The organism is Streptomyces sp. NPDC050211 (assembly GCF_040656035.1).
GTDB lineage: Bacteria > Actinomycetota > Actinomycetes > Streptomycetales > Streptomycetaceae > Streptomyces.
On sequence record NZ_JBFALC010000017.1, the window covers coordinates 1 to 17,625 of the forward strand.

The 17,625-nt window shown below is 70.1% G+C and carries 18 protein-coding genes; 5 read left to right on the forward strand and 13 right to left on the reverse strand.

Features of this window, described 5'->3' with window-relative positions:
• Nucleotides 1-116: 116 nt before the first annotated feature.
• The 7 genes from AB0I98_RS19190 to AB0I98_RS19220 form a co-directional block, all read right to left on the reverse strand.
• Entirely contained in the window at nt 117-890 is a 774-nt protein-coding gene (locus AB0I98_RS19190) for a DUF3159 domain-containing protein (protein WP_362942975.1), read from the reverse strand.
• A 3-nt stretch (nt 891-893) separates the two neighbouring features.
• On the reverse strand, nt 894-1,292 hold the full coding sequence (locus AB0I98_RS19195) for an OB-fold nucleic acid binding domain-containing protein (protein ID WP_362942978.1): 399 nt from the start codon (nt 1,290-1,292) through the stop codon (nt 894-896).
• A 45-nt stretch (nt 1,293-1,337) separates the two neighbouring features.
• Complete coding sequence (locus AB0I98_RS19200; protein WP_362942981.1) at nt 1,338-2,021, reverse strand: response regulator; 684 nt, start codon at nt 2,019-2,021, stop codon at nt 1,338-1,340.
• A complete protein-coding gene (locus tag AB0I98_RS19205) occupies nt 2,018-4,585 on the reverse strand; it encodes a sensor histidine kinase KdpD (RefSeq protein WP_362942984.1) in 2,568 nt (855 codons plus the stop codon). Before AB0I98_RS19205 ends, AB0I98_RS19200 begins: the two co-directional genes overlap by 4 nt.
• Nucleotides 4,586-4,759: 174 nt before the next feature.
• A complete protein-coding gene (locus AB0I98_RS19210; protein WP_362942987.1) occupies nt 4,760-5,521 on the reverse strand; it encodes a DUF3710 domain-containing protein in 762 nt (253 codons plus the stop codon).
• A 1-nt stretch (nt 5,522) separates the two neighbouring features.
• A complete protein-coding gene (gene dut / locus AB0I98_RS19215; protein ID WP_362942990.1) occupies nt 5,523-6,074 on the reverse strand; it encodes a dUTP diphosphatase in 552 nt (183 codons plus the stop codon).
• The gene (locus AB0I98_RS19220; RefSeq protein WP_362942993.1) at nt 6,071-6,655 is read right to left on the reverse strand and encodes a PaaI family thioesterase; all 585 of its coding nucleotides are present in this window, start codon (nt 6,653-6,655) and stop codon (nt 6,071-6,073) included. The genes dut and AB0I98_RS19220 overlap by 4 nt, the downstream gene beginning before the upstream one ends.
• Nucleotides 6,656-6,713: 58 nt before the next feature.
• On the opposite strand from AB0I98_RS19220, the gene AB0I98_RS19225 reads away from it, so the two are divergent.
• Nucleotides 6,714-7,178, forward strand: coding sequence for a DUF3093 domain-containing protein (locus AB0I98_RS19225; RefSeq protein WP_362942995.1), 465 nt, complete (start codon nt 6,714-6,716; stop codon nt 7,176-7,178).
• A gap of 33 nt (nt 7,179-7,211) precedes the next feature.
• Here the strand turns inward: AB0I98_RS19225 and AB0I98_RS19230 are convergent, their stop codons facing one another.
• From AB0I98_RS19230 to AB0I98_RS19245, 4 genes are all read right to left on the reverse strand, one after another.
• Nucleotides 7,212-8,123: a hypothetical protein gene (locus AB0I98_RS19230; RefSeq protein ID WP_362942997.1), complete on the reverse strand. Its 912-nt coding sequence runs from the start codon at nt 8,121-8,123 to the stop codon at nt 7,212-7,214.
• A gap of 13 nt (nt 8,124-8,136) precedes the next feature.
• Nucleotides 8,137-8,433: a DUF4193 domain-containing protein gene (locus AB0I98_RS19235; protein WP_005481602.1), complete on the reverse strand. Its 297-nt coding sequence runs from the start codon at nt 8,431-8,433 to the stop codon at nt 8,137-8,139.
• A 394-nt stretch (nt 8,434-8,827) separates the two neighbouring features.
• Nucleotides 8,828-10,060: a HAMP domain-containing sensor histidine kinase gene (locus AB0I98_RS19240; RefSeq protein ID WP_362943000.1), complete on the reverse strand. Its 1,233-nt coding sequence runs from the start codon at nt 10,058-10,060 to the stop codon at nt 8,828-8,830.
• A gap of 4 nt (nt 10,061-10,064) precedes the next feature.
• On the reverse strand, nt 10,065-10,718 hold the full coding sequence (locus AB0I98_RS19245) for a response regulator transcription factor (RefSeq protein ID WP_007385219.1): 654 nt from the start codon (nt 10,716-10,718) through the stop codon (nt 10,065-10,067).
• Between the two features lie 416 nt (nt 10,719-11,134).
• Between AB0I98_RS19245 and AB0I98_RS19250 the strand changes: the two genes are divergently transcribed.
• Complete coding sequence (locus AB0I98_RS19250) at nt 11,135-11,308, forward strand: hypothetical protein (RefSeq protein WP_003997305.1); 174 nt, start codon at nt 11,135-11,137, stop codon at nt 11,306-11,308.
• Between the two features lie 94 nt (nt 11,309-11,402).
• Here AB0I98_RS19250 and AB0I98_RS19255 read toward each other — a convergent pair whose 3' ends face one another.
• Nucleotides 11,403-12,218, reverse strand: coding sequence for an inositol monophosphatase family protein (locus AB0I98_RS19255; RefSeq protein ID WP_362943003.1), 816 nt, complete (start codon nt 12,216-12,218; stop codon nt 11,403-11,405).
• 8 nt (nt 12,219-12,226) lie between these two features.
• A complete protein-coding gene (locus AB0I98_RS19260) occupies nt 12,227-13,363 on the reverse strand; it encodes a ferrochelatase (protein WP_362943006.1) in 1,137 nt (378 codons plus the stop codon).
• A gap of 181 nt (nt 13,364-13,544) precedes the next feature.
• Here AB0I98_RS19260 and AB0I98_RS19265 point away from each other — a divergent pair, with 181 nt between their 5' ends.
• The 3 genes from AB0I98_RS19265 (at nt 13,545) to sepH (ending at nt 17,529) form a co-directional block, all read left to right on the forward strand.
• Entirely contained in the window at nt 13,545-14,783 is a 1,239-nt protein-coding gene (locus tag AB0I98_RS19265) for an MFS transporter (RefSeq protein WP_362943009.1), read from the forward strand.
• On the forward strand, nt 14,743-16,062 hold the full coding sequence (locus AB0I98_RS19270; RefSeq protein WP_362943012.1) for a D-arabinono-1,4-lactone oxidase: 1,320 nt from the start codon (nt 14,743-14,745) through the stop codon (nt 16,060-16,062). Before AB0I98_RS19265 ends, AB0I98_RS19270 begins: the two co-directional genes overlap by 41 nt.
• Before the next feature lie 426 nt (nt 16,063-16,488).
• Nucleotides 16,489-17,529 (forward strand): septation protein SepH, encoded by a 1,041-nt coding sequence (sepH, locus tag AB0I98_RS19275; RefSeq protein WP_362943015.1) that lies wholly within the window; start codon nt 16,489-16,491, stop codon nt 17,527-17,529.
• Nucleotides 17,530-17,625 lie beyond the last annotated feature (96 nt).

The window sequence follows — 17,625 nt, forward strand, 5'->3', positions numbered from 1 at the left end:
GTGGTTCTGGGGGGGGGGGGGCGCCCCCCCCGGGTCCTCTGCCCTGTTCCTGGGTCCCCCCCCGGGGGGCCCCCCCGCGATGGGGGGGCCGCCCTCCGTCGTCGTAGAACCGCTTGCTAGGCGTCCCGGCGGTGCCGGCCCGCCGTGGCCTCGTCGTGCTCCTGCGTGAGGGCTTCCTTGCGTTCCTTTTCGGCCTGCTCCTCCGCCTCCATCTCGGCGAAGACGTCGATCGGTGCCGGGGCCTTCGCGAGGAACACCCAGGTCAGCCAGACGGCCAGCAGGAACGGCGGGATCTTCAGGGCGACCAGGACCCAGCCGAGCTGGGTGGTGTCGGCCCACCAGTACAGCGGGAAGAGGATCGCGCACTTGGCGAGCAGGATCAGTCCCCAGGCGTAACTGGCCTTGGCGTACGCCTTCTTGCGGCCCGGGTTGCGGGTGCGCCAGGAGAGGTTCTCCTTGAAGACCGGGCCGAGGATCAGACCGAGCAGCGGGACGCCGGCCAGGGTCGTGATGATGTACGCGAGCGCCAGGCCCAGCGTGTAGAGCATGCCGGGCAGGTAGAAGTCCTTGGCATTGCCCGTCATCATCGCGAACACGACACCGAACGCGACGCCGAAGACTCCGCTGAAGGCGTGCTTGACGGTGTCCCTCATCGCCAGACGGACCACGACCAGCAGCAGGGACACACCGAGGGCGGCGATCGCCGACAGATGCAGATCCTTGTTGATCGTGTAGATGGTGACGAAGAGAAGACCGGGCAACACCGTCTCGATCATGCCCCGCAGGCCGCCGAACGCCTCGAACAGCGCTGCCTCGGTCACCGCCCGGGCGTCGTGCCCGGCGGCTGCGGTGTCTTCGGTGTCTGTGGTCGGCTTGTCGAGCGACGTCACCGGCTACTCCCGTCCGAGGGGTCTCAGTTCGTATTTCGGGTTGAACAGCACACGGCGTCCCCGGCTCATCGAGATCCGGCCCGATGCGATCAGCTTGCGTCCGGGCTCTATCCCGACGATGGAGCGCCGGCCGAGCCACACCACGTCCAGCGCGGCGGAGCCGTCGAACAACTCGGCCTCCAGCGCCGGGACTCCGGCACGCGGCCGCAGGGTGACCGTGCGCAAGGTACCAGTAACCGTCACTATCTGACGGTCGTGGCAGTCACCGATGCGGATACAGCCTGCGGTGTCGGCGTCCTCGCGCAGCTCCTCCGACTCCAGGTCCTCCTGCGACGAGGAGAGCCGGTCGAGCATGCGCCGGAACCGGCCCACCGGCTTCTCGGAACGAGGAACACCACTCATATCTGAAGCGTACCGGGGCCCGCCGATAGCTACGTACCCCCGGTGCTAGAGCTCGAACCGGTACCCCATCCCCGGCTCGGTGATGAAGTGCTTCGGGTGCGACGGGTCGGCCTCCAGCTTCCTTCTGAGCTGGGCCATGTACACCCGCAGGTAGTTCGTCTCCGTCCCGTACGACGGTCCCCAGACCTCTTGCAGCAGCTGCTTCTGGCTGACCAGGCGGCCGCTGTTGCGGACGAGGACTTCCAGGAGGTGCCACTCCGTGGGGGTCAGCCGTACGTCCTTGCCGGCGCGATTGACCTTCTTGGCGGCCAGGTCGACGGTGAACTCGTCGGTCTCCACCGTCACGTCGTCCTCGCCGCCCCCGTTGGGCTCGGCGCGGCGGACGGCGGCCCGCAGCCGGGCGAGCAGCTCGTCCATGCCGAAGGGCTTGGTGACGTAGTCGTCGGCGCCCGCGTCCAGCGCCTCGACCTTCTCGTCCGAGGTGTGCCGGGCGGAGAGCACGATGATCGGCACCCGGGTCCAGCCGCGCAGCCCCTTGATCACGTCGACGCCGTCGAGGTCGGGCAGTCCCAGGTCGAGCACCACGACGTCGGGGTGGCGGGCGGCGGCGAGCTGGAGGGCGGTGGCACCGTCGTGGGCCGCGTCGACCTCGTACTTGCGGGCCTTGAGGTTGATCACTAGGGCGCGCACGATCTGCGGCTCGTCGTCGATCACGAGCACCCGGGTCATAGGGACTGCCTTTCCGGTCGAGCGGGGTGAAGAGGTTCCTGCGCGTGCGGTCCGGCCGGGTCCGGCGGGCGGGAGCCGGTCCCGTGGAGGGAGAGGACCATGGTGAGGCCGCCGCCGGGGGTGTCCTCGGCGTGCAGGGTGCCGTCCATCGCCTCGGCGAAACCGCGGGCGACGGCGAGACCGAGGCCGACTCCGGCGCCGCGCGGGGCGTCGCCGTAGCGCTGGAAGGGCTCGAAGATACGCTCCTTGGCCTCGTCGGGGACGCCGGGCCCGCGGTCGACCACCCGCACCTCGACTCGGTCGGCGATGGCGCTGGCGGACACCAGGACGGGCTTGCCGTCCGGGCTGTATTTGACGGCGTTCTCGACCAGGTTGGCCACCGCGCGCTCCAGCAGCCCGGCGTCGACGGACACCATGGGCAAGGTCTCGGGGATGTCGAGATCCACGCTGTCCTCGGGCACCCCGCCCAGCGCCATCGGCACCACCTCGTCCAGGTCGATCTCCCGGATGATCGGAGTGACCGTGCCGGTCTGCAGCCGGGACATGTCCAGCAGGTTGCCCACGAGGTGGTCGAGGCGGTCGGCGCCGTCCTCGATGCCCTCCAGCAGCTCCGCCTGGTCCTCCTCCGACCACGCCACGTCGTCCGAGCGCAGGCTGGTCACCGCCGCCTTGATGCCGGCCAGCGGGGTGCGCAGGTCGTGGCTGACGGCGGCCAGCAGCGCGGTGCGGATGCGGTTGCCCTCCGCCAGCGCCCGGGCCCGGTCGGCCTCCGCCCGCAGCCGCCGCCGGTCCAGCACCACCGCGGCCTGCGCGGCGAACGCGGCCAGCACTCGCCGGTCCTCCGCCGGCAGCACCCGCCCGGTCAGCGCCAGCGCCATGTGGTCGCCCACCGGCACGTCCACGTCCGCGTCCTCCGGGCTCGCGCACGGCCGCGGCCCCACACTGCCCGCGCAGGTCCACGGCTCCACATCGCTCTGCCGCTCCAGCAGCGCCGCCGACTCCATCCCGAACGTCTCCCGCACCCGCTCCAGCAGCTCCTCCAGCCCGGTCTCACCGCGCAGCACATTGCCCGCCAGGAACGACAGGATCTCCGACTCGGCCCGCAGCCGTGCCGCCTGCTGGGTACGCCGGGCCGCCAGATCCACCACCGACGCCACCGACACCGCCACCGCGACGAAGATCACGAGGGCGACGATGTTCTTCGGGTCCGCGATGGTCAGCCGGTACTGGGGCCTGGTGAAGAAGTAGTTCAGCAGCAGCGACCCGAAGGCCGCCGAGGCCAGCGCCGGGAAGAGCCCGCCGAGCAGCGCCGCCGCCACGACCACCGTCAGGAAGAGCAGCATGTTGTTGGCCAGGCCGAGATCGACGGCGTTCAGCAGCACCGCCAGAAGCGCCGGGCCGGCCAGTCCGACCAGCCAGCCCCAGATGATCCTGGACCGCCCGAGGCGCGCGCCCCGGGCGGCGGGCAGGCCCCGTCCCTTGCCCGCCTCGTCGTGGGTGATCAGGTGGACGTCGAGATCGGGCCCGGAGTCCCGGGCGACCGTCGCCCCCACGCCCGGCCCGAAGACGTACTGCCAGCTCTTGCGCCGGGATACGCCGAGCACGATCTGCGTGGCGTTCACTCCGCGCGCGAAGTCCAGCAGGGCGGCAGGAACGTCGTCCCCGACCACGTGATGAAACGTGCCGCCCAGGTCCTCGACAAGCGTGCGCTGGACCGCCAGTTCCTTGGGCGAGGCGGACGTGAGCCCGTCACTGCGGGCGATGTACACCGCCAGCACCTCACCGCCGGCCCCCTTCTCCGCCAGCCGCGCCGCCCGCCGGATCAGCGTCCGCCCCTCCGGTCCGCCGGTCAGCCCCACCACGATCCGCTCCCGCGAACCCCAGATCGCCGACACCCGATGCTCACTGCGGTACTGCTGCAGATACTCATCGACCCGGTCCGCCACCCACAACAGCGCCAATTCCCGCAACGCCGTCAGATTCCCGGGCCGGAAGTAGTTCGACAGCGCCGCATCCACCTTGTCCGGCCGGTATATGTTGCCGTGCGCCATCCGCCGGCGCAGCGCCTGCGGCGACATGTCGACCAGCTCTATCTGATCCGCTCGGCGCACCACCTCGTCCGGCACCGTCTCCCGCTGCCGCACCCCTGTGATCGACTCGACGACGTCGCCGAGGGACTCCAGATGCTGGATGTTCACCGTCGAGACCACATCGATCCCGGCAGCCAGCAACTCCTCCACGTCCTGCCACCGCTTGGCATTCCGCGACCCGGGAATGTTCGTATGCGCCAGCTCGTCGACCAGGGCGACTCTCGGGCGGCGCGCGAGGACCGCATCGACGTCCATCTCCGTGAAGAGACCGCCGCGGTACTCCAGTTCCCGGCGCGGGATCTGCTCCAGACCGTGCAGCATCACCTCGGTCCGCGGGCGGCCGTGATGCTCCACGAACGCGACCACACAGTCCGTGCCCCGCTCCACCCGCCGGTGCGCCTCGGACAGCATCGCGTACGTCTTGCCCACGCCCGGTGCCGCACCGAGGTAGATCCGAAGCTTGCCGCGTCCCATGGCCCTATTGTCTTCCCGTTCACTGCTGCGTACGCAGCGTCGACCTTACGGCCAACGATGTGGACAAACGGGACGCGGTAGGCGCCAGGGGACGTCTTTGACAGAACCCTGACGGTTCCGCGCACGAAAAAGGGCCGCACCCCGAACCCGGGATGCGGCCCTTCTCGTGTCTGACTAGCGGACCTCGGTGATCTCCGGCCCGCGCTGCAACTGCCCCATGCCACCGGAGAAGCGCGAGCCCGCCTCCTCCTGCTGGACGCTCTCGGGGACCATCTGAGCGTCGTTCGGCAGCTTCAGGACGATCGGGTCGCGGGGCGCCATCGGGCCGTCGCCGCGGACCACGACCGTGTCCCGGAAGATCTGCTCGAGCAGCCCCGCGGCCTGCGGCTGCACCGCGCCCTGCCCGGAGATCACCCCGCGCAGGAACCAGCGGGGCCCGTCCACCCCGACGAACCGCACGACCTGGAAGCCGCCCGTGCCGTCCGGCAGTTGCACCGGCACCTGGGCGCGCAGCTCCCAGCCCAGCGGACCCTCGACCTCGTCGACGATGCCACCCTGCTGAGTGATGCCGCCGGCGATCTCCTCACGTACTTCGCCCCAGATGCCCTCGCGCTTGGGAGCGGCGAAGGCCTGCAACTGGACGGCGCTGTCGCGCAGCACGACGGTCGCCGCGACGATCGCGTCGCCCGCGACCTCGACCCGCAGCTCCATGCCCTCGACACCCGGCACGAAGATGCCGCCCAGGTCGACCCGGCCCTCGGCCGGGTCGCTCACCTCGGAGCTGTCCCAGGGCCCGTCGGGCCGCGGCTCCGGCTCGAGCCGCACGCGCCCGCTCTCTACCTCAACGTCCGCCTCAGTGTCGACACTGTCGACGACCTGCTCGGCCTCGCCGGCCGCGTCGTCGGCGGCACCCTTCTTCTTGCGACGTCCGAACACGTCACTGTCCTTCCCGGTCGGATACGACCGAAGCGTATCGATTCCCACCCGTCGCGCCGCCCACGGCGGCCTGACCGCTTGTGCTGCTCGTTCCGGTCACCGCGGCATGGCCGCCGGTGGATCCGAAGCCCCCTTCGGCCCGCGCCGACCCGGGAAGCTCCGCGACCTCCTGGAAGCGGACCCTCTCGACCTGCTGGACGACCAGTTGGGCAATCCGGTCGAAGCGCTCGAACCGCACGGCCTCGCGCGGGTCGAGATTCACCACGATCACCTTGATCTCTCCACGGTACCCGGCATCAACCGTCCCCGGGGCATTGACGAGGGCGACACCGCAGCGGGCGGCAAGACCGGAGCGCGGGTGCACGAAGGCCGCGTACCCCTCCGGGAGCGCGACAGACACCCCCGTGGGCAGCACGGCCCGCTCACCGGGCTCCAGTACGCACGCCTCGGTGGTGCGCAGATCGGCTCCCGCGTCACCGGGGTGCGCGTACGACGGAAGCGGTACGTCCGGGTCGACGCGCCGGATCAGCACGTTCACGGGGTCACGGCTCACGGATTCACCTCGAAGGCGCGGGCACGCCTGATCTGGTCCGGGTCGTCCATGGCGGCCCGGATCTCCTCCGGGCGGCCGTTGTCGACGAAGTGATCGACCTTCACCTCGATGAAGAGCGCATCGGCGCGGACGGCCACGGGTCCGTCGGGACCGTCGATGCGTCCGACGGCCGTCGAGTAGATCTTCCGCCCGGCCACCGCCACGACCTCGGCGGTCAGATGCAGTGTGGTGCCCACCGCCACCGGCGCGACGAAGTCCGTCTCCAGGCGGCCGGTCACGGCGATCGTCCGCAGCATCCAGTTCAGCGAGCCGAGGGCCTCGTCGAGGGCGGTCGCCAGCACACCGCCGTGCGCGAGCCCCGGGGCGCCCTGGTGTGCGGTCCGCACGGTGAACTCGGCGGTGAGGGAGACACCCTCGCCCGCCCGCGCCTCCAGATGCAGTCCGTGGGCCTGCTCGCCGCCGCAGCCGAAGCACTGGCCGTAGTGCGCGCCGAGCAGTTCACCGGGCGCGGGGGCGTCGGGATGACGCACCGGCTTCCTGGCGTCGGCGGGGGGCTTGAGAACTCCGGACGAACCACTCACAGCCGCAGACCTTACCCGCGCGCCGACCTGATACCGACACCGTGCCAAGCTTGGCCGTATGCAGCTCTCCGCCACCCCGTACGAAGAACGCCTGACCGCTCCCCGCTCCTGGTGGCTGATCAGCTTCCTGGTCGGGGTCTCCATGGCGCTGATCCTGCTGCCGTTCGGCACGCTGCCGATGCTCGGCGGCCTGGCCGGCGGCACCGCGGCCGCGGCCGTCGTCGCCAGTTCGTACGGCTCGCCGCGCATCCGCGTCGTCGGCGGCTCGCTGATCGCGGGCGAGGCGAAGATCCCGGTGACGGCCCTGGGTGAGGCGGAGATCCTCGACCCGGAGGAGGCGCGCGCCTGGCGCACGTACAAGGCGGACACGCGCGCGTTCCTGCTGCTGCGCGCCTACATCCCGACCGCGCTGAAGGTCGAGGTCACCGACCCGGACGACCCGACGCCGTATCTGTACCTGTCGACGCGGGAGCCCGAGCGGCTGGCGGAGGCGCTGAAGGCCGCGCGGGCGGCGGCCGCCTAGGCAAAGATTCTGCCTGCCGGGCAAAGATTCGGTTCAGTTCCCGAGTTCCTTGGGGATCTCGCCGAGACGCAACGGATCCGCGGGAGTCTCCAGCGGTGGCAGCTCGGTCAGCGTCTCCCACGGCACCTGTGCCTTGCGCAGGTCCTTGCGGATGTGCTCGGCGAGCTTGCGGGTGTCTCTGCGGTTCATGACCGCCCCGACCGCGGCCCCGACCATGAACGGCATCAGGTTCGGCAGGTTGCGGACCATGCGCTTCATGATCTGCTGGCGCAGCTGGCGCTTCATCTGTCCGTTCATCGCCGCACTGAACGTCGACGGCTTCGTCACGTCGACCCCGCGCTCTCCCGACCAGGAGTTCAGATACGCGGTGCTGCGCTGCTTGAGATTGCCGGGCGGACGTACGCCGTAGACCTCGTGCAGTTCGGCGATCAGTTTCAGCTCTATGGCCGCGACGCCGGTGATCTCGGCGGCCAGTTCGGTCGGCATCGCGGGCGGTACCGGCAGCATGGCCGCCGCTCCGATGCCGGCGCCGACCGTGGACGTCGCGTTGGCCGCGCCCGTCACGAGCTTGTCCGCGAGTTGCTCGGGCCCGAGGCCCGGGAACTGCCGGCGCAGTGTCTCGAGGTCGCGTACGGGGATCCGCGGGGCGATCTCGATCAGCCGGTCGGCGAGGTACGCCAGGCCCGCCCGGGCCCGGCTGCCACTCTTGCGGACGCCTTCCCTGGCCTTGTCCCGGAAGACCGCCGCACGTCTCCGTGCGACGGGTGCCGGAGCCTCCGTCGGGACCGGCACCGGGAGGTCGGCCCGGTCGGCCGGTTCGAGCGAGGCCGATCCTGAATCGGATGAGCCCCGCTCGTCGTCACGCGCGCCATGAGGACCGCCCAGCGGCCCTTCGTCCGCTCCCCTCGGGAAGCGGCGCTTCCAGGGAGGGGTCGAGCCAGTCACGGCCGACCCGTCCTCAGTCGCAGTCGCGGCAGATCGGCTGACCGTTCTTCTCCCGGGCCAGCTGGCTGCGGTGGTGCACCAGGAAGCAGCTCATGCAAGTGAACTCGTCCTGCTGCTTGGGCAGCACCCGGACGGCCAGCTCCTCGTTCGAGAGGTCCGCGCCGGGCAGCTCAAGGCCTTCGGCGGCCTCGAACTCGTCGACGTCCACTGCGGAGGTCGACTTGTCGTTCCTACGGGCCTTGAGCTCTTCAAGGCTGTCCGAGTCGACGTCGTCGTCGGTCTTGCGTGGGGTGTCGTAATCCGTTGCCATGTCGCTCTCCCCCTCTGGGTGTCTGTGGTGTCTCCAGCGCACGTAACGCGTGAGAGGCCGGACTTGTGCCCGACCCGAGGCGGAGATTTTGCCTCACATCAAGGTCTGTTACTCAATCGACACCCAACCGGACTCCTCAAGAGTGATCGGCTTGGATGGCGATGCGGACCGTACACGGTCCCGATGCCGCACTTCAAAGGCGTCTCACCGTGTACTTCCCGTGATCAAGGTCCCCGAAAACCGGGATTTTCCCGGCTTTCCGACAGGGTGCATGATCACTGAGAGTAGATGGCCGGAAAGTTGCCTTTGTGATCGATCACACACGGAGACGCCGAGAGCGGCCCTTGAAAATTCCGCGCAAAGCGAACATCCCCGTGTGTGTCGCGGCATGATCTCAGACGGGCAGGGTGACCCTCATCATGAGCCCTCCCCCCTCGCGCGGTTGCGCGGTGATGTGCCCGCCGTGTGCCCGGGCCACGGACCGGGCGATGGACAGCCCGAGTCCGACGCCCTTGTCGCTGCCCGTGCGCTCGGTGCGCAGCCGTCTGAACGGCTCGAAGAGATTGTCGATCTCGTACGCCGGGACGACCGGGCCCGTGTTCGTGACGACCAGGACCGCCTGACCGTGCTGGACCTCGGTGCTGACCTCGACCCAGCCGCCCTCCGGGACGTTGTACCGCACGGCGTTCTGCACGAGGTTCAGCGCGATCCGCTCCAGTAGTACGCCATTGCCCTGGACCACCGCCGGTTTCTGCTCGCTCTGGATCCGTACGCCCTTGGCCTGCGCCTCGGCGTGCACCTGGTCGACGGCCTGCGCGGCGACCTCGGCGAGGTCCACCGGTTTGCGCTCGACGATCTGGTTGTCGCTGCGCGCGAGGAGGAGCAGGCCCTCCACGAGTTGCTCGCTGCGCTCGTTGGTGGCCAGCAGCGTCTTGCCGAGCTGCTGGAGCTCCACCGGCGCCTGCGGGTCGGACAGGTGCACTTCCAGGAGCGTGCGGTTGATCGCGAGCGGGGTGCGCAGCTCGTGAGACGCGTTTCCGACGAAGCGCTGCTGGGCGGTGAAGGCTCTCTGCAGCCGCTCCAGCATGTCGTCGAAGGTGTCCGCCAGTTCCTTGATCTCGTCGTCCGGGCCGTCCAGCTCGATCCTGCGGGACAGGTCCGAGCCCGCCACCGCGCGTGCCGTGCGCAGAATCCGGCCGAGCGGCGACAGGACGCGGCCCGCCATGGCGTAGCCGAAGGCGAAGGCGATCACGGCGAGGCCGAGGAGGGCCAGCAGCGAGCGGCTGAGGAGGTTGTCCAGGGCGTGCTGGCGCTGTTCGTTGACGCACGCGTTCATCGCGTCGTTGAACACGTCGGGGGTGGCGCTCGCCGGCAGGTCACAGACATTGCTGGTGACCTGCCCCTTAGTGATCTTGAAGGGCAGATCGCTGCCGACATTCAGCGCCTGGGCGGCGAGCAGATAGATGATCGACAGCAGCAGGATGCCCGCGATCAGGAACATGCCGCCGTACAGCAGCGTGAGCCTTATCCGGATGGTCGGGCGCAGCCAGGGGAACGGGGCCTCCGGCCTGCGGGGGTCCCAGGTGGGCTTCGGGGGCGCCTGGGGAGGCGCCGGTGTGGCGGCCACTGGATCAGATCCGGTAACCGGAGCCGGGGACGGTGACGATGACGGGCGGCTCGCCCAGCTTGCGGCGCAGGGTCATCACGGTCACGCGCACGACGTTGGTGAACGGGTCCGTGTTCTCGTCCCAGGCCTTCTCCAGCAGCTGTTCCGCGGAGACGACCGCGCCCTCGCTGCGCATCAGCACCTCGAGGACGGCGAACTCCTTCGGCGCGAGCTGGACTTCCTTACCGTCGCGGAAGACCTCGCGGCGGTTCGGGTCGAGCTTGATGCCGGCGCGCTCCAGGACGGGCGGCAGCGGCACGCTGGTGCGCCGGCCCAGGGCACGCACGCGTGCCGTCAGCTCGCTGAACGCGAAGGGCTTGGGGAGATAGTCGTCGGCGCCGATCTCCAGGCCCTCGACCCGGTCGCTGACGTCGCCCGACGCCGTGAGCATCAGCACGCGTGTGGGCATGCCGAGTTCGACGATCTTGCGGCAGACGTCGTCGCCGTGCACCAGCGGGAGGTCACGGTCGAGGACGACCACGTCGTAGTCGTTGACGCCGATGCGCTCCAGGGCGGCCGCACCGTCGTACACGACGTCGACGGCCATGGCCTCCCGGCGCAGTCCGGTGGCCACCGCATCGGCGAGCAGTTGCTCGTCCTCGACGACGAGTACGCGCACGTCGCTTGTCCTTCCTGTGTCCACCCGCGTAGCGCCTCCAGGGCGCACGCGGGCAGGGTCTACGTGGGATTGTTGACCTCCATCCTGCCCTTTTCGGCCATAAGTCGGCGGTAAGGCAAGGAACCGGGGCCCTGGAGGAGCGTGCGGCGACCGGGAATACGAGATTTTCTCCTCCGGTTGAGGTTTCCGCGGGAGGGAGCGGGGGGAGGACCGATTACACCCCGCGATCACGCTCTGCATGTACCGCAGCACCATGTGGTACGCCGCAAACCGCTTTCCGCAGAGCGGGCGTGGGTGTCCGGCACCGTCGCCGCCCAGCCCGGGCAGCGCTGGGCATCCACAGGAGACGTGATCGCCCCTTCCGAACGGCACACCCCCGTGCCACCGACCCACGACCCAGGACGAGGGGGCGCAGCATGGACGCATTCACCGCAGGACTTCTGCAGCGCATAAGGGCGACCGAGTCCGACCTGACGCGGGCTCGTGACGAGGGCGACGACTTCCTCGTCGAGGTGGAGCAGGGCGAGCTCGACGACCTGCGCCGCCTGGCGGCCGAACACGGTGTGGAGGTCGGCGCGTCCAGCGTCTGATCCACAGCACACGCACGACGACAGTCCCCGGCGAATCCAGCGCCGGGGACTGTTGTGTGTGGGGACGTGGTTCCTGCTCAGTCGTGGTCCTTGCTCAGTCGTGCCAGGCGCCGAAGTCCTCCAGGAGGCGCTGAAGGGGCTCGAAGACGCCCGGGGTGGCCGCGACCGTCAGGGCGTTCGACGGGGGCTCTGCAGGGCGTCCGCCGGTCAGCGCGCCTGCTTCGCGGGCGATGAGGTCCCCGGCAGCCAGGTCCCAAGGGTGCAGGCCCCGCTCGTAGTAGCCGTCCAGGCGGCCCGCGGCCACGTCGCACAGGTCGACCGCGGCCGAGCCGCCGCGCCGGATGTCCCGCAGGAGCGGGATGAGTTTCTGTACGACGTCGGCCTGGTGGGCGCGGACTTCGGAGACGTAGTTGAAGCCGGTCGAGACGAGGGCCTGGTCGAGGGGCGGCGCCGGGCGGCAGGTCAGCTTCCGTTCGCCGTCCCACGCGCCCGTGGCCCACGCGCCGCCGCCGCGTATCGCGTGGTACGTCTCACCGCGCATCGGCGCCGCGACGACTCCGACGACTCGCTCGCCGTTCTGCTCGGCCGCGATGGAGACGGCCCAAGTGGGCAGCCCGTACAGGTAGTTGACGGTGCCGTCGAGCGGATCGATCACCCAGCGGATGCCGCTCGAGCCCTCGACCGAGGCACCCTCCTCGCCAAGGAAACCGTCGTCGGGGCGGCGGTCGGCGATCAGGCCGGTGATCAGCTTCTCGGCCGCGATGTCCATCTCGGTCACCACGTCGATCGGGCTGGACTTGGTGGCGGCGACCGCGAGGTCGGCCGGGCGGCCGTCACGCAGCAGCTCGCCCGCCTGTCGGGCGGCCTCCTGGGCCAGGGCGAGCAGGTCCGAGTGCAGGGTGTCGGTCACGGCGCTCCTCACGCGTACGTGCTGTCGGCGCCCGCGGCGGCGGGGCGGGGGGCACGGGCCGGGCAGCAGCCCACCGGGCAGAGGTGGTGGCTCGGGCCCAGGGCGCCCAGGGCGCCCAGGGCGCACGGTGTGACCTCCTGGCCGCGCTCGACGGCGACCCGCTCCAGGACGAGGTCGCGGATCGCGGCGGCGAACCGCGGGTCGGCGCCGACGGTGGCGGAGCGGCGCAGCGGCAGCCCCAGTTCCTCGCCCTTCGCCTTGGCCTCCGTGTCGAGGTCGTACAGGACCTCCATGTGGTCGGAGACGAAGCCGATGGGCGCCATGACGATCGCCGGGACCCCGGCCGCGTGGCGCTCCTCGAGGTGGTCGCAGATGTCGGGCTCCAGCCACGGGATGTGCGGGGCTCCGGAGCGCGACTGGTACACCAGCTGCCAGGGGTGGTCGACGCCGGTGCGCTCGCGCACGGCGTCCGCGATCAACTCCGCGACGTCCAGATGCTGCTCGACGTAGGCGCCGCCGTCGCCGTGGTCCTCGACCGGGCCGGAGGTGTCCGCGGCGGCGGTCGGGATCGAGTGGGTGGTGAAGGCGATGTGCGCGCCGTCCCGGACGTCCTCGGGGAGGTCGGCCAGTGATCGGAGCACGCCGTCGATCATGGGCTCCAGGAAGCCGGGGTGGTTGAAGTAGTGCCGGAGCTTGTCGATCTTCGGCAGCTCCAGGCCCTCGGCCTGAAGCTGGGCGAGCGAGTCCGCGAGGTTCTCGCGGTACTGGCGGCAGCCCGAGTACGAGGCGTAGGCGCTGGTGGCGAGGACCAGGATGCGGCGGCGGCCGTCGGCGACCATCTCGCGCAGGGTGTCCGTCAGGTACGGCGCCCAGTTGCGGTTGCCCCAGTAGATCGGCAGGTCCACGCCGTGGTCGGCGAAGTCCTTGCGGAGAGCGTCGAGAAGGGCACGGTTCTGGTCGTTGATCGGGCTGACCCCGCCGAACAGGAAGTAGTGCTGCCCGACTTCCTTGAGGCGTTCCTTGGGGATGCCGCGCCCTCGCGTCACGTTCTCCAGGAACGGGACCACGTCGTCCGGGCCCTCCGGGCCGCCGAACGAGAGCAGGAGCAGGGCGTCGTAGGGGGTGGCATCAAGCGCGTCTGGCATGCCTCGATCCTGCCACCCGGCACTGACAGCCGGGAAACGGCGGGGTGAGCAGTGCGGTCCCGGTGGTGCACGTGGGTGACATGGCTCGTAACCTGTATCAGCCCTCTTTACGCCTTACCCCAGCCCGCGCCGGGCCCGTGCCCGGTCGAGGGACACCCGCACCCGCCGTACCGGAGACCCCGTGCCCAGCCCCTACCTCGCCCTGTTCGCCGCCCCCGGCTCCAAGGGCTTCGCCGCCGCCGGCTTCCTCGGGCGGATGCCGCTGTCGATGATGGGCATCGGCGTCGTCACGATGATCTCCCAGCTCACCGGGCGGTACGGGCTGGCGGGCGCCCTGTCGGCCACCATCGCGCTGGCGGCCGCGATCGCGGGCCCGCAGGTGTCACGGCTGGTGGACCGGTACGGGCAGCGGCGGGTGCTGCGCCCGGCGACGCTGGTGTCGCTCGTCGCGGCGGCACTGCTGCTGTTCGCCGCGCACTACGAGTGGCCGGACTGGGTGCTGTTCGTGGCCTGCGTCGGGATCGGCTGCGTGCCGAGCATCGGGGCGATGATCCGTGCCCGCTGGGCGGCCCTGTACCGGGGCACCCCGCAGCTGCACACCGCGTACTCCTTCGAGTCCGTGGTGGACGAGATCTGTTTCATCTTCGGGCCGATCATCTCCATCGGCCTGTCCACGGCGTGGTTCCCGGAGGCCGGACCGCTGCTCGCCGCCTGCTTCCTGGCGGCCGGGGTCTTCTGGCTCACCGCACAGCGGGCGACCGAGCCGAAGCCGCATCCGCGCGAGCACCACCGCGGCGGCAGCGCGCTGCGCGCACCCGGTCTGCAGGTCCTGGTGGCCACCTTCGTGGCGACCGGAGCGATCTTCGGGGCCGTCGACGTGGTCACCGTGGCCTTCGCCGAGGAGCAGGGACACAAGGGCGCGGCCAGCCTCGTGCTGGCGATCTACGCTGCGGGCTCCTGCGTAGCAGGAGCCGTGTTCGGGCTGCTGCGGTTCCATGGAGCGCCCGAACGTCGCTGGCTGCTGGGCGTATTCATGATGGCCGTGAGTATGATCCCCCTCCTACTGGTCGGAAACTTGCCGTTTCTGGCCGTGGCGCTGTTCGTTGCGGGTCTGTCCATCGCTCCCACGATGATCACGACGATGTCCCTCATCGAAGAGCACGTACCACGCGCGCAGCTCACCGAAGGCATGACCTGGGTGAGCACAGGGCTCGCGGTCGGGGTCGCACTCGGCTCCTCCGTGGCCGGCTGGGTCATCGACGCGGCCGGAGCGCGTGCCGGGTACGGGGTTCCGGCGGTGTCCGGGGCCGTCGCGGTCGCGGTCGGTTTCCTCGGGTATCGCCGGCTCAGCAGGCCGGCCCCACGGCGGGGAGGCACCGTTGAGCACCACAGTGAGCGGCAGGAACGGCACGTGGCGTAACTGGGGCGGCACCGTCGCCGCCCGGCCGGCGCGGCAGGTCGAACCCGCCTCCGTGGACGAACTGGCCGCGGCCGTACGAAAGGCGGCGGAGGACGGGCTGACGGTGAAGGCCGTCGGTTCCGGGCATTCGTTCACGTCCGTCGCCGCCACCGACGGGGTGTTGATCCGCCCTCAACTGTTGACCGGCATCCGCAATATTGATCGCGAAGCCGGGACGGTCACGGTGGAGGCCGGCACCCCGCTCAAGAGACTCAACATGGCTCTCGCCCGTGAGGGCCTGTCGCTCACGAACATGGGCGACATCATGGAGCAGACGGTCTCCGGAGCCACCAGCACCGGCACCCACGGCACCGGCCGCGACTCGGCCTCGATAGCCGCCCAGATCAAGGGCCTTGAGCTGGTCACGGCCGACGGCTCGCTGCTCACCTGCTCGGAGAAGGAGAATCCGGAGGTCTTCGCGGCCGCGCGCACAGGTCTCGGCGCCCTCGGCATCATCACCGCGATCACCTTCGCCGTGGAGCCGATCTTCCTGCTCACGGCCCGTGAGGAGCCGATGAGTCTGGACCAGGTCACCAGCCGGTTCGACGAACTCTGGGCGGAGAACGAGCACTTCGAGTTCTACTGGTTCCCACACACCGGCAACACCAACACCAAGCGCAACAACCGCAGCGCGGGCCCGGAACAGCCGGTGGGGCAGCTCGCGGGCTGGTTCGAGGACGAGTTCCTCTCCAACGGCGTCTTCCAGGTGGCCCAGTGGGCCGGCCGCGCGGTGCCCGCCACCGTCCCGGCGATCGCCCAGATCTCCAGCAAGGCGCTGTCCGCGCGGACTTACACCGATATTCCCTACAAAGTCTTCACTTCTCCGCGCAGGGTGCGCTTCGTGGAGATGGAGTACGCCGTTCCGCGCGAGGCCCTCGTCGAGACGCTGCGCGAACTCAAGACGACGGTCGACCGCTCCGGCCTGAGGATCAGTTTCCCGGTCGAGGTGCGCACGGCCCCCGCGGACGACATCACGCTCTCCACGGCGTCCGGCCGCGACACCGCCTACATCGCCGTCCACATGTTCAAGGGGACGCCCTATCAGGCGTACTTCACCGCCGCCGAACGCATCTTCACGGCGCACGAGGGCCGGCCGCACTGGGGCAAGGTGCACACCCGGGACGCCGAGTACTTCGCCGGGGTCTACCCCCGGTTCGGGGAGTTCACGGCGTTGCGGGATCGGCTCGATCCCGAACGGCGGTTCCAGAACGACTACTTGCGGAGGGTGCTGGGGTCGTAGCCGACCCGGGACGCAGGCGCGAAGCCATTGGTTCCGTTTCTACCGATTGCGTGAAGTGCGCCACGTTCAAGATCCCGAAAACCCGCGCCCGGACGGCCAAGTCCGACCCCTTGCCAGAAGTTGGGCGGCGAGCCAATCCACGCACGTGGTCCAAATGGAGTACTGTTGCGAGCCCTGGGTCCGGTCTCCCGCCAGGGCGTCCGTGGCCTTCAAGGACCGCCGTGAGGGGGCTAGTTGCACAGGGTGACGGAGTTTGTCACTTAGCGTTGCGAATAGGTAACCGTGCCATAACGGCGATCCAGGGCCCTGGCCCGACACGCCGGGCAACTCGGCAAGGTTGTGGCAGGCTGCACCCGGGCAGGCCACACTCGACTAGCGGAAGCAGCGACGCACGTGACGTCGGCAGGCACCACCCGGGAGGTCCCCATGCCCGAACTGCGTGTCGTGGCCGTCTCCAATGACGGCACACGGCTGGTGCTCAAGGCTGCCGACTCGACGGAGTACACCCTTCCGATTGATGAACGGCTGCGCGCCGCCGTGCGTGGCGACCGGCCGCGCCTCGGCCAGATCGAGATCGAGGTGGAGAGCCATCTCCGCCCCCGTGACATCCAGGCGCGCATACGTGCGGGTGCGACCGCGGAAGAGGTCGCGCAGATGGCCGGAATTCCGGTCGACCGCGTACGCCGCTTCGAGGGTCCGGTGCTGGCCGAGCGCGCCTTCATGGCCGAGCGGGCCCGCAAGACACCCGTCCGCAGACCCGGTGAGAATGCCGCCGGACCGCAGCTCGGCGAGACCGTCCAGGAGCGGCTGCTGCTGCGCGGCGCCGAGAAGGACAGCGTCCAGTGGGACTCGTGGCGCCGTGACGACGGCACCTGGGAAGTCCTGCTGGTCTACCTCGTCGCGGGCGAACCGCACTCGGCGAGCTGGACGTACGACCCGCCCCGGCGGCTCGTGCAGGCCGTCGACGAGGAGGCGCGCTCGCTGATCGGCGAGTCCGAGGACCTCGCCACGGCGGAGCCCAGCTTCCCGTTCGTGCCGCGTATCGCCCGGCTACCGCGCGATCGCCCGATGGACCGCCCGGATCGTCCCGTGCTGCCGTCGCCCTCCCCCGAACCCGAGGTGGAGAGCACTAGCGAACGCGACTCGCTGACCAGCCTCCTGGAGGCGGTGCCGAGCTTCCGCGGCGACATGGTCGTCCCGGAACGCCCGACGCCGGATCCGGTGGAGGAACCTCCCGCCGCCCCCGAACCCGCCGAGGAGGAACCCCCCGCGCCCGCCGCATCGGCCGGGGCCGGTTCCGCCTACGCCGACGTCCTCATGCCCCGGTCCGTCGGCAGCCACCGCGACCGCCTGATCGGCTCCACCGACCGCCAGGCCGAAGCCGACGGCGTCCGCCCCGGCCGCCGGGCAGCGGTGCCGAGCTGGGACGAGATCGTGTTCGGGACACGGCGGAAGAAGCAGGAGTAGTCGGTCGTACGACAGTGGGGCCCGCGCCGATCCAGGGCGCGGGCCCCACGGACGAAACGCAGAAACGCAACAGAGGAAACCGCCCCAAAAAGGAAA